This is a genomic window from Ochrobactrum sp. C6C9, assembly GCF_022627935.1.
Lineage (GTDB): Bacteria > Pseudomonadota > Alphaproteobacteria > Rhizobiales > Rhizobiaceae > Brucella > Brucella teleogrylli.
Genome location: NZ_JABXGB010000054.1, coordinates 1 through 14,397 on the forward strand (window position 1 = coordinate 1; position 14,397 = coordinate 14,397).

Sequence of the window (14,397 nt, forward strand, 5' to 3'; positions counted from 1 at the left end):
AAGGTTCGCAGAGGCTGCAACGCGCTCCTGCGTAAACAGTCCGCGCATACGAGCCTTCACGTCGCGCAACGATGATGGCATACTCTTCCTCCGTTACGCGCCATGGCAAACGTTTTGGACGGCTCGAGCGATCCTGGACAGCATGCTCTCCCCGCTTGCGCCATTTGCGCACTGTCTGATCACTGATGCCATAGCGTCTGGCGATGACACTTGCCGGCTCCGTTGATCGGGCGATCTCTGCTCGTACTGCTGGGGTCGTTCGTGCCTGAGGGTGGATTTGCATCATCTCAAAGGCCCTCGGTCATCATGGGTTCAAAACGCCAGGCATTTTCTACAATGGCCCCTCATAACTTATCCCAATGACGTTCCGCAACCAAACAGCAGGAAGTAATGACAACGCGACATTCGCTCTCAGGTCTACGGCCTGTTCTTCCCCTGCTGATCAATCAAGACTGCCTGCTGCCATCGGCTTGGCGCTTTGTCAGTGCGATGAACGCAGCCCCCCCAACAGCATGGGCGTTTCTTGCCCTCTAACAGTTCATCACAGGTTCGCTCAATACGACGCTGGCGCGTCTTTGGCTGTTTCGCATCATCCACCCAGCAGATGAATTCATTCCGTCCGAGCGGTGTTAGCCTTTCCCACAGCACGAAAACATTCGGATCCGATAGCAGGGCAGCCCGAAGATCCTCTCGTGCCTCGTGAACAGTACCGTGTGGAAAAGTGTTTGTCATGCAACCTCCAAATAATACGGCTCGTAGACCAAGCGACGGCGAGCCATTTGACCGCCGTCGTCACGTTACTTTTGTGTCCTGCGCCAATGTGTGTTCTACAACTGCGTTGGCGTGCCCGTGTCCCATTCCATGTTCGTTCTTCAGCATTGCGACGAGATTCTTGTGCTTTGACGGGAGACCCTTACGTACCAACTCCTGCCAATGGATGACGGGACGGCCGTACTTCTTTCAATTGAAGGGAAGTAGGAGGCCGGGCCCTTGACCGGTCCGTCGGGCATCAGTGAACCTACCCCATGTTGTCGGTAGCACCAAATATCGCCCGAATCGTTAATGAGCGCAACATGCTCCAAAGGGCAGCTTTCAGCAAAGTCTCACCATGAACTTGACGGCTGGCATGGGGTTGGAAACGGCCATAGATGCCATTCATGCTCCGGGTCGGCAATCTCTTGGGCTGTAACTGAAACCGAACTGACCGCTTCGGGCCTCTTAGCCGTCGGTGGATAATGCGCCCAATTTCAGTCATTACCGGAGCATTCTCTCGTTTTCCAAATCGGTGTTCCCCTTATCCTGCTTTCTACCGACGAAGGTGTGGAATGCAGCCTGCGAGAAGCGGAGCGGACTTCCTGTATCGCATGAGCCTGCTCCGCAATTTGGATTTGCGCGGCTTGTTGCCCAGCCGACGCAGACTTTCGTTATCGGGAAATTGGCGTTCGATAGACAGCTCCTGTTCCCCAGGTGCCAACCAGAAGATCACCATTCGTGGCACGGCCAAGCGCCACGGCGCTTCCTTCAAACCCCTCTACGACCACTTCGGAGCGGCCGTTGAAAGAAACCCTCCGGACCAGAGCTGCCCCGTTGTCGATAACAAAAACAGCATCGGGCCCATCGGATAGTATGCCTACGCCCGGCCGAGAAAAACTCTCTCCCAATTCCTGCATGGAGCCATCTGGAAGGATGCGTGTTACTCGCCCGCCATATTGTGAAGTTACCAGGCTGCCGTCTGCCATCTCGGTCACGCCAACGGGTAGTGACAAAGAGCGGGCGACGACGCGGGCCAATCCGTTCGACGGATCGATTGAGAGAATTTCGCCTGCGGCACGGTTTGCAACGAGCAACCGGCCTTCGGCAGAAAAAGCAATTCCAGTTGGAGTGGCCAGGTTCTCGGCAATGCGTGTATGACTTCCGTCTGGGTTGATGCGAACGATATAATCTCCAGAGTAGGAAGAGACGAATACGGTTCCTTCCGCATCGATAGCAATCCCGGCAGGAGAGGGGACGCCTTTCAAAACGGCCGAGCGCGTCCCATCCGCGGCAATCCGCTCAACCGTGCTATCGCCCCAGTTGGATACGTAGACTGTCCCGTCGGAATGGACAGCTATTCCGGTCGGGGCGTTGAACCCATCCCAGAGCTTTTCAGGTGTAGTGGGATTTGCGTATGCGGCGGTTGTAATCAAGGTTGGAAAGTCGGCAATGGGAGCGAAGGCGAGAACGCTGACCACTGCTAATGAACGTAGATGGGTCATCGTGCTGCTTCCCCCTTTTCGACGGAGAACCGGGCAGAAAACACTTCCTTGGCCGCAAACAGCCCATTGAGCGCCGCAGGAAAACCTGCATAGACGGCCATCTGCATCATGATCTCGGTGATTTCATTCTTGGTCAGTCCGACATTTAACCCCGCTTCGATATGAACTTTCAGTTGTGGGGTGGCCGTTCCCACCGCAGTCAGCGCTGCAATGGTGGCGATCTCGCGGGAGCGCAAATCAAGCCCGGGGCGGCTGTAAATATCACCAAACGAGAACTCGAAAACGTAATCTGCAAAGTCCGGCGCAATGTCAGCCAAAGCGGCAATGACATTGTGGCCAGCCTGGCCATCGATTTCAGCGAGCGCGCGCTTGCCGCGTTCCAGACGGCTTTCGTCGGGATTCGGGAGTTGATGCGTCATAGTCATTCATCCTCTGTTCGTTGCCAGCATATCCGGCAATCTTGGTATCGAGGACGACAAGGCAGGCTTGCAGTTTCGCCACATGTGCATGGACACGGTGGCGATGCTGTTCAAGCAACGCACCGCGTTCAGCTTCTGTGCCGACGCCACGCTCCCGCAAGGCTGCATAGTGCAGCATTTCCCGAATAGGCATTCCTGTCATTTTAAGACGGTCCAGAAATTCTATCCAGGTCAGGATCGATGCGTCGTAATCACGCTGGCCTGATTGATCTCTGTCAGCAAAAGGTAGCAGGCCGATCCGTTCATAATAACGGATGGTATAGGCCGACAGTCCTGAGCGCTTCGCCAACTCGCCAATCTTCATCGGAGCCCTTCTTTCGTCACGACGCAGAAGAAGCTAATTGTTAGAGTGTACTCTAAGTCAAGAGGCAAGTCGTCATTTATCATGCTCAATCGAGAAATTGGTCGGCTTTCGATTGGACAGGTGCCCAACGGCTATTCGTCTGTAAGCCATCGTGCGACCGTTCATGCTCCCGCTATGGCGATAGCCGAGAGAATTATGGCTAACAAGGTCGCAGCCGTAGGCCCCGCCTTGTCGATGACGAAGCCTGTTGCAACGGGTATCAAGCCTGCAGGAATGTAATCGCCGATGTTGAGAACATCATTCGCTTCAGCTCGATCATCGCCGGGGTGAAGACCGATCAGCGTCAGTCCAGCTAGCTGGCCAAGACCATGACTACAGCCTGCGTGAACTGTCGCACAAACGAGTGCGATCGGTTTCGAAAATGTAAGGGCCAAAACGTTCCAGTCATTGCGAGAACCGTTGCCGCCGCGTCCATCAGAAATACTGCGCGCACTGAAAGCCAGCAAGTTACATCCAACCATGGAGACCGATGGTGCATTTGTGTCATCGGTTCAAAATGAACCGATGACGGTGGCGAGCTTTAAAGCAGCCTGGATGCTCGCCCTCTACGCCGCTTGGCATTGTTGTAATAGTCGGACGCTTGCTGCACGGAGCGATGGCGCGATTGTTCCATGGCTTCAGGGAGCGGAATGCCACGATTGGCTGCCTCGGTGAGATAGCCGGAACGCAGGCCGTGGGCGGAGAACTCTGTGGCATCCAGCCCTGCCTTTTGCGCTCGTTGTTTGACGATCTGGTTGACGGCGCTGGGTTCGAGCGCTCGCGTGGACACATTGCCCCAGCGATCGACTTTTCGAAACCCGCTGCCCTTGTCGATCTTAGCTGCTTCCAGCCAGCGGGTGAGGGCTTCGACGGGCCGTCCGGTCAGATAGACGATTTCATCGTGATCGGCACCACTGGTTTTGGTGCGACCGAGGTGGATACCGAGCGAGGGGAGGGGAAGGCCGTCCTCATCGGTGACAGGCACCTGTTTGACAAGCTGTTCCACGCGCAAGCCAGCGATTTCGCTGCGACGACGCCCGCCTGAGGCAAAGGCTACCATCAGGATAGCACGATCCCGCAAAGCGGTTAGATCGTCGCCGGAACAGGTTGCCAGCAGCTTGCCCAGAATATCGCCGGTAATCGTATTGGTACTCTTGGGGCTGCGCGGCCTGTTCAGAGCGCGCACCGCAAGCCGGATGGCCGATTTGACGGAAGGCGATGAAAACGACCCTTCCAGCCCCCGCCAGCGGGTCAGCGTTGACCAGTTGGCGAGACGCTGGCGCACCGTTGCTGGCGCATGCGGTCCCGACACGCGCAGAAAGCCTTGTGGGCGCAATTCCCCTTCCACGTCGGCTGGCATGCCGTGATCAGGTTCGATCTCACGTTGCTGCGGCCGCCATAAGTGATGGGCGACGAATTTCAGGAGCAGGGCTTCCGGCGCCGGGAAGGGGAGGGGGCTACCGGTTGCGGCCTTCGACCAGGCTTCAAGATAGGCCAGATCCGAGGTCAAGGCGCGCAGCGTGTTTTCGCCCATGCCTTCATTGACCAGATGGCGCAGCGTCTCGACGTCCTCATCAGTCAGAACCTCGGCTAGCATGTCGCGCCGGTTCATCGGCAAAACGGCGGCAATCGTGTCCAACGTCTCTGCGCGCCGTTCGACCACGCTATTCATGACTTCCCCTCTTTTGCAGGGCCGCTTTTGCAGCCGTCGCTAGTTCGTGAAAAGTATCATTGGCCGATTCTATCGCTGTTTCTCCAATTTGTGAAACTAGCTGCTCCATGGTCGAGCGCCAGATACCGGTTGCCTCAATCATCAGTACACGACCGGTTTTTGTCAGGCGAAGACGTTTTCCTGACCGCCCGCGTCCGCCCTCAGCTTGGACCAGCCCGCGTGCCTCCAGGTTTTGAAGATTACGACTGATCGTCGTTGCATCAATATCAGCATCAAGAGCGAGACCAATGACCGTAACGCCTTCTGTGGCGCCGATGCCGGCAAGCAGACTGAATTGCTCGGCCGTCAAGTCGACAGATTTGAAACAGGCGCTGTAAAAGCGTGTCAGTGCGCGCGCTGTTGCACGGGCCTGAAAGGCAGGGCACCGCGCAGCAATTTCCTTCAGAAGATCCGGATCCAGTTTTTTCATATTGGTCTCTCGACAAGTCGCGATTATCTAAATACTGTATATACATGATTCTTTATCGCAACAACGGAGCGAAGCCTATGCCAGCCTATGTGCACATCAATTTGCGTATACTTGATACGGAGAAGCAAGCAGCGCTTGCGCCGCGTTTTCAAGCGGCTCTGCAAGACGCCGGAGGCCGCATATTGTATTTTGGCCGTGTTGCAGAGGTACTGGAGGGGGAAGACCAGCCTCTGCCGCTGGCCGGCGTCTTCGAATTTCCCACTCTTGCTCAAGCGCTCTCCTTCTACGATTCCGAGCAATATGCACCGATAAAAGCGGAACGACATGTTGCGCAGCAGGCACGCATGTTTGTCGTTGACGCATCCTAAGAGACGATGTGACTGGACGTGCCGCAAGGCGCCACGCAATCGCCCTTTACGGCTGGACTTGGCCTGACTTTCACAATGTCTGTCAACCAATTACGATACGACGGCGCACCGTTGCTGGTGCATGCAGTCCCGACGCGCGCAGAAAGCCATGGCTGCGCAATTCTGCTTCTACACCAGCTGGCATACCGTGATCAGGTTCGATCTCGCGCTGCTGCGGCCGCCACAAGTGATGCGCGACGAATTTCGGGAGCAGGGCTTCAGGCGCCGGGAAGGGAAGGGCTACCGATAGCGGCCATCGCCCAGGCTTCGAGATAGGCCAGATCCGAGGTGAGCGCACGCAACGTGTTTTCGCCCATGGCTTCATTGACCAGATGGCGCAGCGTTTCGACATCCTCATCGGTCAAAATGCCGGCCAGCATGTCGCGCCGGTTCATCGGCAAGACGGCGGCAATCGTATCGAGTGTTTCGGCGCGCCGTTCGATGGCGGAAACGGGCGATGTGGTCACGGGTCAAAACTCCCTGATTGGCCTGAAAGCGGGCTTTCAGCGGCGTATTGGCCATGACTTTCGCTGATTTGCGGCTTCAAATCAATAAGCTTCGATAACCTATACTTATCAATGGTTATATGCGTAGGAGAATGCCGTCGATGTAACAAAAGCAAAAGAATAATTCAGTTTCATATAGCAATAATAGTCATACGTTTCCAATAGCTTGACTTGATTAATGCGCTCGCCAGTTCAACGCATATCGGGTGAATCGAAGCTGACCACTGCGCGTCAATGCGCCCTTGTCGACCAGATCCTGCAAATCGCGGGTGGCGGTTGCGCGTGAGGTCTTTGTTATGGCCAGATAGTTGTCGGCACTGAGGCCACCGATAAAACCCTCCGGTCCTGCCTCGAACAGACGCGCAATGACTTTCTCCTGACGGGGATTGAACGTTCCCCTGAACCGGTCGTAAAAATGCGCCTTGGCGATGTAGAAGGCGACGCGATCCAGCGTCGTTTGTTGAGCCGTCAGCACAGTTTGGGAAAACCACACCAACCATTTAGTGACATCGAGGGTTCGCTGATGGATTTCCAGCTGATCGTAATAGGCCTTCCGTTGCTGTTCGATGGTAAAACTGAGCATAATCAGGCTCGGCTGCCCAAGCGATTGGGCGAGCGCTTTCTCGGCCAGTGCGCGACCAAGCCGCCCATTGCCGTCCTCGAACGGATGGATGCTTTCGAACCACAAATGGCTAAGTCCGGCGCGGGTAAGCGCGGGGAGGGGTATACTGCCATTAAGAGCGCTTGCGTTGAACCACGATATGAACTGGTGCATTTCCTCTGGTACCTGCGCTGATGGCGGCGCCTCGAAATGAATCGTCGGACGGTCCAACTGGCCAGAGACGATCTGCATAGCGTCGGAATGGCTGCGATAAGCACCAATACTCTCCAAATGTCGGCTGCCTGCCATCAACATGGTATGCCACCGAAACAAAGTGGCGTCATCAAGCGGCAGGGCATAGGTGCCATAAACGTCGACCGTCATTTCTGCGATCCCGTGTTCACGTGGTTGCACCGAACGCCGGTCCGTGTCCAGGCCGAGTTGTCGCCGCAGTGATGACTGAACGCTCAAGCGGTCCAATGTTTCGCCTTCGATCGCGCTCGTCTTGATCGCTTCGTCACTTAAGAGTTCTATGCGCAACCGGTCGCGGTCGTCGGGATCGATGTGACGCACAGCGCCAATGACTTCGCCGGAGGAGAGCAGAAATCGCTGTTCCAGTGCCGCGAGCGCGGACGAGTCATAGCGAAAATGCGGCCAATCAGGCTGTGTCCAGTTCCAGGGCATGAGCGATAACATCCGTTTCTATCGCTCTCAATATCATATGTTTATGAGCAATAGAAGTCATCCCTGTTACTCACTGCCCTGATTGCGGAGAAGATGTTGCGTCCGCTTTGCGCCTTCAATCCGGCCTTTGGGACAAGTTTGGCGGACGCCTGTGAACAGTCGGTCCGCTTATGACTTTCGCTAAGCGCCATTTGCCGCTTCGATAGAAGCGCGCCAATTGCTGACGACGACCTACCAAAGGATGCCGACTGGTGGCAGGCCGACGCGGCCGTGTACACACTCGGGACGACGATCGCGAAGGCAGGTTCACGTGAAGCGTTTCGCGAAGTCGATCACGACTACCCCCTTGCCGTCGCCCGGCTTGCCAGGCGCATGGTACGCCGCGCTTGGCTGTCGTCTCCGCCATGGGCGCCAACCGCAATTCGCCCTTCTTCTATTCGCGGGTGAAGGGCGAACTGGAAGCGGATCTGGCTATGCTGGACTTTCCGTCACTGACCCTCGTGCGACCGGGGCTGATTGGCGGCGACCGGGCCGAACGGCGTGCCGGCGAGCATGTGGCTACGCTTGCTAAAACTTTTCGGCCCCGTCCTCCCCAAGGCTTGGCAGATCAATCCCGCTACAAGGATCGCGGAGGCTCTGCTCGAAGCCGCGCTTGGTCATCGCACAGGAACGAGGATCATCGGTTCGGCGGAGATGTCCTGATCCTCAGGAACGGTTCAGGTTCTTCGAACATGTAAACGTGCGGCACGGCCAGTTGCATGAAATGGACACTTTGAAGGGCTGATACGGCTCGGTTTTCCTGAGTCACGGCATCAGCGAAGCAGCACATCAGACGGATGAGTTCAGCTATGTGATCCAGAGGTACGTATCCGCCGTTGGATTGTTCTGTTGGACGCACTGTTCTTCGGCCAACGGCTCAACTGGAATAAAGTGGTTGGGACTGGAACTCGCTGACCGTTCGGAACTCTCAGGCAGCCCTTGAGGCGGGGCGATGCCTGACGGTAAACGTCCGCGAACCAGTAATAACTCAAGGGGAAGTAACGTCGCGATCGCCTGGCTCGACTAGAAGACGACACCCGTTTCATGGCTGATCAGTAGATCGGCAAGTTTCTGCGCTGCAGGTCCCAATGCCTCGTCCCGGCGGTGGGCAAGATAGGCACCAGACGTGATCTCGCCATTGCGACCGATGGCGTTGACATTGAGTCGCACGAGCGTTCCCTGTTCCAGGTCCCTCTCAACGAGCCAATGGGGGAGCCGCCCCCAGCCCGCGCCCTCCAGGATGAGGTGATGTTTGGTATCCTGCGTGTTGACGCGGCAGGTCTGTGACGAAACCACCCCGAAATCCCGGCCTGCTGATATGTCGGACGGGTCGGTCAGAACGATCTGGAGATGATCGGCAACATCCATCAGCTCCAGTGGTCGGCCCGCATGGCGGTGGGCCAGCGGATGGCTTGAAGCGACGACCGCGACCTGGCTGATGGATATCAGCGGCTCGAATTTGATACGGGGGTCGCGGAAATCTTCACCCACCATTACCGCAAGCGCACAACGGCTCTTCCTGAGCGCATCGAGCGGACCGCCCATAGCCTCCGACCATACACGGACGGCAACGGCAGGGTAATCGTGTCGCATTCGTGAGATCGCGCGTGCGACCTCGTGCATGGGAAAGAGCGTATCGACAGAAATCGCGAGTTCCGTCTCGACGCCATGCGCAAAACCGCGCGCCTGGGCGCGCAATACGTCCACGCGCAGAATGATGTCGCGTGCGTTGCCGAGCAATACCTGCCCCTGCGGTGTCAAGGCCGGCTTGTAGCCGGAACGGTCGAACAGTTCCACGCCAAGCGCGGCCTCAAGGTTGGCGATGGTGGCGCTGACGCCCGACTGGACGCGCGAAAGCTTCTGGGCTGCAGCGCGGAAGCTGCCGCTGTCGGCAATGGTTACGAAAGTCCGGATCTGATCAAGCGTAAGGGCATCCAGCATGATCTTTCCTCATGATCAACTATATCATTTTTATATCACTTATTTCGCTCATCCATTTGATGCAACCTTCCGCTCAATGAAATCAACGCGCGAGGTCGACGAGATGACGAAGGTGCTGGTGCTTTACTATTCCTCTTATGGTCACGTCGAGACGATGGCTTCGGCCGTGGCTGATGGCGCGCGTGAGGCGGGTGTGACGGTGGCGATCAGGCGGGTGCCTGAGCTTGTTCCCGAAGCGGTTGCTGCGAAGTCCGGATACAAGGTCGACCAGTCCGCGCCCGTCGCAACGGTGGCCGAGCTTGCGGATTACGATGCCATCATCATCGGAACGCCGACCCGTTTCGGCAATATGGCATCGCAGATGAAGAACTTTCTCGACCAGACCGGTGGCCTCTGGTTCGAGGACAAGCTGGTCGGAAAAGTCGGCAGCGTCTTCACCTCAACCGGCAGCCAGCATGGCGGGCAGGAAACAACGATCTTGTCCACCCAGACCGTTCTGTTCCACCTCGGCATGATCATTGTCGGCCTGCCTTACAGCTTCAAGGGCCAGATGCGGATGGACGAAATCACCGGCTGCTCGCCCTATGGTGCATCGACGCTGGCCGATGATGGATTGGGAGGGCATCGCGAGGTCAGTGAAAACGAGCTGGAGGGCGCGCGCTTCCAGGGACGGCATGTCGCCGGGATCGCGGCCACCCTCGTGGCCGGGCACGCGGCAAGGGGCTCGTGATGGACACGCCATCAACAACGAAAGCAGTGTCCACGCACTGGACCGCCGTGTTCGTCATCGTTGGCAGCGGAATTGCAGCCGCCTTGCAGGTTGGCAAGGCGGCGATTGCAGCGCCCCTGTTGCAGAATGATTTCGGAATCGGGCTGACGGCGATCGGCTGGCTGACTGGAATATTTGCGCTCATCGGCCTTGTCGGCGGCATTCCGACCGGGGCGTTTGTTGCGCGTTTCGGTGCGAGACGCATCCTCATCATCGGGCTCCTGGTAACGACAGTCGGCGCGGCGCTTGGCGCAGCGATACCGGGACTGCCCAGCCTGTTTTGTGGCCGCATTTCGAAGGGGCGGGTTTCCTGTTGGTGACGGTCGCGGCGCCCTCATTGCTCCAGGAGGTTACGCGACCAGCTGATAGTGATCTGGCCTTCGCCCTCTGGAGCTGCTTCATGCCAGTCGGCATGGCGGTGGCGATGCTGGTGGGGCCGTTCTTCGAGGACTGGCAGAGGATGTGGTGGGCAAGCGGGGCGCTGGCGCTGGCCATCTGCATCGCTGTTCCACTTGTCATTTCCGCTGGCGGGCAAGGCCAGATCATGTCCTGGAACGGCTTGCGCCGCGACAGCATGACCGTGGCACGCGACCGTAGCGCTGTGGGGCTGGCGATCACCATTGCGCTCTACAGCATGATGTTCTTCGCGGTCTTCAGCTTCCTGCCGGTGCTGCTGATGGAGCGGTTACAGGTGACGCACCAGACGGCCGGACTGCTCAGTGCACTGGCCTCGGCCGTGAACGTCATCGGCAATCTGACGGCGGGCCTGCTCCTCTCCAGGGGCTTTAGCCGCCCGGCGCTCCTGATCGCGGCATGCCTCGTCATGGGACTGGCCAGCTTCGGGATCTTTCTCCCTGTTCTGCCGGACGGTGCGGCCTTCGGCCTGTGCCTGTTGTTCTCGACTGTCGGCGGTGTGATCCCGGCGATCCTGCTGTCCTCCGCGCCACTCGTGGCGCCAGCGGCAAGGTTGGTTCCGGTCGTTCTGGGTCTGATCATTCAAGGCAGCAATCTCGGACAGATTCTTGGTCCGACAGCCATCGGCGGCGCACTGGATCGGTTCGGCTGGGATTCAGCCGCCTACATCGTCGCGGGCACGGCAGTGATTGCCGTGCTCGTGGTGGCCTCGACGCTCAGGCGGGTCGGGGCACAGCGGGTAAGCTTCGGGATGGGAGAGCACTGATGAGAATCGAATTCAACCACACGATCCTGGCGACACAAGACGCACACGGCTCTGCCCTGTTTCAGGCTGAAATGCTCGGACTGCAGCCGCCGCGCAGATGGGGGCCATTCTGGATGGTCAAGCATCGGCAATCTGCCACATGGGCGCATACGCCTTGGGGGCCGCTGCATACGCCGTGAAAGCGGCCAGCCTAGCCGCCTCAGATCAGGCCGAAGCCGCCGACAAAGAGATTGCTTGGCAACTCGGACAGGTTACGGCGGAAGTGCAGGCTGCACTTTTGCAGCTTCCGCCTGTTGGCGAGAACAAGTCTGGCCCGCTCGGCCCGGGTCTCCTAACTTCAGGTCAACTCGGTGAGATTATCTGCCAACTTCAAACCGGGCTTGCCAAAATCGGTGCAAACTGACCACACCGCGAACGGCAAGTATGAGGTATCGACCATTGGCGACGGGATGACCGAAATGGGGGTCGGAAGCTGTTGGACCGTTAAGCGTCTTATTCCGGACATTAGCTTAGCATTCTCAAGCTTTCCAAAGCGGTCGTTCCGCTTTTTCTTGCTGCTAACGACAATTATGGGGTGGAGAGGGGCCTAAGCACTTCAAGCTGACAACCCGCACGAATCCGGCAGCCTTGAGATCGAGGTCGTCAACGATGTCCTCGATGAAGCGGACCAAGTTGTCAGGTCCCACATAATCATCGACTGCTTCCGGCAGAAGCAGTAATTGCGAGCGATCTGTTGCAGAAAGATGTGACATAGTAAAGTATAACCATCAGCCGCTATCTTAAGGAATCCACATTGATTTTTCAGACCGGGGAACCGCATGGGACATTTTAAGCTTGTTTATCAGAGCTATCCGCTCGACCTTCCAGTCGAAGAGCCACGCATTACCTTGCGGGCCTCAAGTGGATCTTGGCCTGGTCAGCAGCTGGATGACTACGTCGTCTTGGATTTAGAAGTGAAATCTCCGAAATTCTTCTTCGATCCCAACAATGACCCCGAGGATGACGTCTCCCAGTGGTTGAACCCGGGTCTGGATACACAGTGGCTCAAAATACCTTTGAAGCGTTTCGAGAACCGTGACTATCGCAGCCTCCAGGAAATCCGGGCCGACTTCCAGGGAGAAGGAACTCGAAACGCTTTGACGAGTGAAGATTGGTGGGAAGCCCCAGGTCTTATCACCACCTACAGCGATGAGTTTTTCGCTCGTGCGGAAATTTCCATCCGTCACGACGGTGGTGGCATGTTTTCGGTTCAGCTTTCAGGCACCACCCAGTTCGCTACCGCCTTTGACATAGCCTTTAGTGCTCCCCTGGCCGTCAAGCTGATCGGATATCGCAACTCGTCGACCAAAGATGATCTTTTAAGTTGGTTCAACCGCTTTCTCAGAAAAGACGACTTCATTTTCACGCCGCTGCAGCGAGGTGAAGACCTCTATCTCAATGGTGCGGTCAAGTAACAGCTGCGCTAATCGCGCTGAATGCTTCGAGAATGATTGAAGCAGATCCATAGATCACGTGAAGATCGAAATGAGATTGTCAGGCGCCCGGAGTTTTGAGAGGGTCTGCGGGAGTATTGCGATAAACGCTGTCAAAGATGTATGGTGCAATATAGTGGATACGCTGTTTGATGATGCGCTCGATGAAATGCGCCTTCTGCGCCCTGCATTCCTTCTGGCACGCGGGCTCGAATCTCGGGTATTCCCTGATGTTCTCGATAGGGCCGCGTTCCTTGCCCTGGCAAGGATTGCGGGAAACCTCGGAGGATCCGTCTTTATTTATCATGCCGAGTTCGGCAAGCAGCCGGAGAAAACCACCAGCAGCGATCCGGTTTGCGCATGGGACAGTCTTTTTCAAGTTTTCCATGAGGACGTCATTCTGGAGTTCTCACCAAGCCCGCTTTTTGTTTGGCTGCCCGCTGGCGAGCGTTTCCACGTTGTGTTCGGGAGCAAGGAGATGATCGCCCATTTCGACAATATGCGGGATCAGGCCGACTCGTTTTCCGCATTCGTTGACGCGTCGCGCTTGACCGAGAAAGGCAAGCAGTTTCTGCTCGAAGCCTATGAGCGATACACGATCTGATGTTGCCCGTTCCAGCGTGCATTGGGTCATTCACGTCGATAACCGCCTGCGTTCGAGCAGCGCCGGTGCCGCCAGATCAACGGAGCGGAAGATGACAGCAGCGTACCAATTGCGGACAACTTTTCCGGCGGCTATACTGTCGATAGGTTTGGCCATCAATGTTGCATCGGCAGAATCTGACAACGATCAGGCCCGCGACTGGATCATCAACGGGACTGAGTTGGTCAAAGCGCTCGAAGGAAAGTTCGATGATGGCGCTCTGCAGAGTGAGGCTGGTCGTATAACGTCGGGCGCTCGTGGTAGTGCTTATATAGCTGGGGTGGCTGATGCTACCAGCGGGACGGACTGGTGTGGGGCCGGATCGGTTCTCCCCCATGAGCTGACAGATCGCGTATACACGCATCTTCGAAGCGTCACGCCGGAGCGTCTTAAAAGGAGAGCATCTACATTGGTGATTGAGGCGCTGGCTGCTATTTATCCCTGCCCTGCGAATTAAAGAGGCGTTTTCGAGTTATGCTATTATTGGAATTCTTGATTTTTTCAGCCGCGTTTGTGGCGGTCATTCTTCTGGCGGCTCACCAAATTGTCGCGCAGATCAAGGAGTACCGATTTAATAAGAGTAACGGCGGTGATTTTTCCGTCGATAGCGGCGCGGACAATCTGAAGCTTGATGAGCGCGTTTACATCAATGCTCTCGGCCTCACGAATTGGCAGCGTTTCTATCTATTTCGTCCGTTTTACATCGTGCTGCTTATAGTGTTCGCCGGCATGATGATCTTCTCTTTATTCTGACGGACATGATATTAGTCCGCTCCTGACAGCCGTCTTTCAGCATTCGCGAAAGTCCTGCAGACCTCCGAAAACGCGGCTCCAGAAAATTTGATTAGAGGATAATCCTTAGTGCCCGACTCAAAATTCGAGCCTTGCGATACGCCGTGTCATTCGCCTGATTGACGAGATGAACATCCATGCCTCT

21 protein-coding genes and 2 pseudogenes are annotated in these 14,397 nt (G+C 56.6%); 11 read left to right on the top strand and 12 right to left on the bottom strand.

From position 1 onward, the window contains the following. From HWD97_RS23040 to HWD97_RS23080, 9 genes and pseudogenes are all read right to left on the bottom strand, one after another. The coding region (locus tag HWD97_RS23040; RefSeq protein ID WP_371835707.1) for a helix-turn-helix domain-containing protein at positions 1 to 286 on the bottom strand (286 nt) is incomplete at its 3' end. Positions 287 to 417: 131 nt separating this feature from the next. Further along, a complete protein-coding gene (locus tag HWD97_RS23045) occupies positions 418 to 732 on the bottom strand; it encodes a YdeI/OmpD-associated family protein (RefSeq protein ID WP_109366379.1) in 315 nt (104 codons plus the stop codon). A 60-nt stretch (positions 733 to 792) separates the two neighbouring features. Further along, positions 793 to 1,010: pseudogene (locus HWD97_RS23050) on the bottom strand (DUF4287 domain-containing protein). Between the two features lie 414 nt (positions 1,011 to 1,424). Continuing rightward, positions 1,425 to 2,255: a serine/threonine protein kinase gene (locus tag HWD97_RS23055; protein WP_109366378.1), complete on the bottom strand. Its 831-nt coding sequence runs from the start codon at positions 2,253 to 2,255 to the stop codon at positions 1,425 to 1,427. Then, positions 2,252 to 2,674: a carboxymuconolactone decarboxylase family protein gene (locus HWD97_RS23060; RefSeq protein ID WP_121539127.1), complete on the bottom strand. Its 423-nt coding sequence runs from the start codon at positions 2,672 to 2,674 to the stop codon at positions 2,252 to 2,254. The genes HWD97_RS23055 and HWD97_RS23060 overlap by 4 nt, the downstream gene beginning before the upstream one ends. Then, positions 2,610 to 3,038: a MerR family transcriptional regulator gene (locus tag HWD97_RS23065; protein WP_121539128.1), complete on the bottom strand. Its 429-nt coding sequence runs from the start codon at positions 3,036 to 3,038 to the stop codon at positions 2,610 to 2,612. Before HWD97_RS23065 ends, HWD97_RS23060 begins: the two co-directional genes overlap by 65 nt. Before the next feature lie 161 nt (positions 3,039 to 3,199). Beyond that, positions 3,200 to 3,544, bottom strand: coding sequence for a hypothetical protein (locus HWD97_RS23070; protein WP_109366375.1), 345 nt, complete (start codon positions 3,542 to 3,544; stop codon positions 3,200 to 3,202). Positions 3,545 to 3,618: 74 nt separating this feature from the next. Beyond that, positions 3,619 to 4,749, bottom strand: a complete 1,131-nt coding sequence (locus HWD97_RS23075; RefSeq protein ID WP_109366374.1) for a site-specific integrase — start codon at positions 4,747 to 4,749, stop codon at positions 3,619 to 3,621. After that, the gene (locus HWD97_RS23080; protein ID WP_109366373.1) at positions 4,742 to 5,218 is read right to left on the bottom strand and encodes a MarR family winged helix-turn-helix transcriptional regulator; all 477 of its coding nucleotides are present in this window, start codon (positions 5,216 to 5,218) and stop codon (positions 4,742 to 4,744) included. The genes HWD97_RS23075 and HWD97_RS23080 overlap by 8 nt, the downstream gene beginning before the upstream one ends. A gap of 77 nt (positions 5,219 to 5,295) precedes the next feature. On the opposite strand from HWD97_RS23080, the gene HWD97_RS23085 reads away from it, so the two are divergent. Then, positions 5,296 to 5,586, top strand: a complete 291-nt coding sequence (locus tag HWD97_RS23085) for a DUF1330 domain-containing protein (RefSeq protein WP_109366372.1) — start codon at positions 5,296 to 5,298, stop codon at positions 5,584 to 5,586. 94 nt (positions 5,587 to 5,680) lie between these two features. Here HWD97_RS23085 and HWD97_RS23090 read toward each other — a convergent pair. Both HWD97_RS23090 and HWD97_RS23095 read right to left on the bottom strand, forming a co-directional pair. Further along, positions 5,681 to 6,020 (bottom strand): annotated as a pseudogene (locus HWD97_RS23090) (integrase); the annotation flags it as partial. 286 nt (positions 6,021 to 6,306) lie between these two features. Further along, positions 6,307 to 7,416, bottom strand: a complete 1,110-nt coding sequence (locus HWD97_RS23095) for a Fic family protein (RefSeq protein ID WP_109366462.1) — start codon at positions 7,414 to 7,416, stop codon at positions 6,307 to 6,309. Positions 7,417 to 7,802: 386 nt separating this feature from the next. Between HWD97_RS23095 and HWD97_RS23100 the strand changes: the two genes are divergently transcribed. Then, positions 7,803 to 8,153 (top strand): hypothetical protein, encoded by a 351-nt coding sequence (locus HWD97_RS23100; RefSeq protein ID WP_124915751.1) that lies wholly within the window; start codon positions 7,803 to 7,805, stop codon positions 8,151 to 8,153. Positions 8,154 to 8,478: 325 nt separating this feature from the next. On the opposite strand, the gene HWD97_RS23105 is transcribed toward HWD97_RS23100, so the two are convergent. Then, the gene (locus HWD97_RS23105) at positions 8,479 to 9,396 is read right to left on the bottom strand and encodes a LysR family transcriptional regulator (protein ID WP_063881613.1); all 918 of its coding nucleotides are present in this window, start codon (positions 9,394 to 9,396) and stop codon (positions 8,479 to 8,481) included. 103 nt (positions 9,397 to 9,499) lie between these two features. Between HWD97_RS23105 and wrbA the strand changes: the two genes are divergently transcribed. The 9 genes from wrbA (at position 9,500) to HWD97_RS23150 (ending at position 14,213) form a co-directional block, all read left to right on the top strand. After that, positions 9,500 to 10,126, top strand: coding sequence for an NAD(P)H:quinone oxidoreductase (gene wrbA, locus HWD97_RS23110; protein ID WP_063881646.1), 627 nt, complete (start codon positions 9,500 to 9,502; stop codon positions 10,124 to 10,126). Beyond that, entirely contained in the window at positions 10,126 to 10,485 is a 360-nt protein-coding gene (locus HWD97_RS23115; RefSeq protein WP_371835708.1) for an MFS transporter, read from the top strand. Before wrbA ends, HWD97_RS23115 begins: the two co-directional genes overlap by 1 nt. Beyond that, entirely contained in the window at positions 10,482 to 11,345 is an 864-nt protein-coding gene (locus HWD97_RS23120; RefSeq protein WP_371835711.1) for an MFS transporter, read from the top strand. Before HWD97_RS23115 ends, HWD97_RS23120 begins: the two co-directional genes overlap by 4 nt. Continuing rightward, positions 11,345 to 11,524 (top strand): hypothetical protein, encoded by a 180-nt coding sequence (locus HWD97_RS23125; RefSeq protein ID WP_100556840.1) that lies wholly within the window; start codon positions 11,345 to 11,347, stop codon positions 11,522 to 11,524. The genes HWD97_RS23120 and HWD97_RS23125 overlap by 1 nt, the downstream gene beginning before the upstream one ends. Further along, complete coding sequence (locus HWD97_RS23130; protein ID WP_371835709.1) at positions 11,485 to 11,748, top strand: hypothetical protein; 264 nt, start codon at positions 11,485 to 11,487, stop codon at positions 11,746 to 11,748. The genes HWD97_RS23125 and HWD97_RS23130 overlap by 40 nt, the downstream gene beginning before the upstream one ends. A 415-nt stretch (positions 11,749 to 12,163) precedes the next feature. Continuing rightward, entirely contained in the window at positions 12,164 to 12,799 is a 636-nt protein-coding gene (locus HWD97_RS23135; protein WP_285541309.1) for a hypothetical protein, read from the top strand. A gap of 154 nt (positions 12,800 to 12,953) precedes the next feature. Continuing rightward, positions 12,954 to 13,421 (top strand): hypothetical protein, encoded by a 468-nt coding sequence (locus tag HWD97_RS23140; RefSeq protein WP_100557343.1) that lies wholly within the window; start codon positions 12,954 to 12,956, stop codon positions 13,419 to 13,421. Positions 13,422 to 13,512: 91 nt separating this feature from the next. Further along, positions 13,513 to 13,917 carry a Rap1a/Tai family immunity protein gene (locus tag HWD97_RS23145; protein ID WP_167836131.1) on the top strand — a complete coding sequence of 135 codons (405 nt, stop codon included), beginning with the start codon at positions 13,513 to 13,515 and terminating at the stop codon, positions 13,915 to 13,917. 35 nt (positions 13,918 to 13,952) lie between these two features. Beyond that, entirely contained in the window at positions 13,953 to 14,213 is a 261-nt protein-coding gene (locus HWD97_RS23150; RefSeq protein ID WP_371835710.1) for a hypothetical protein, read from the top strand. Positions 14,214 to 14,397: the final 184 nt, after the last annotated feature.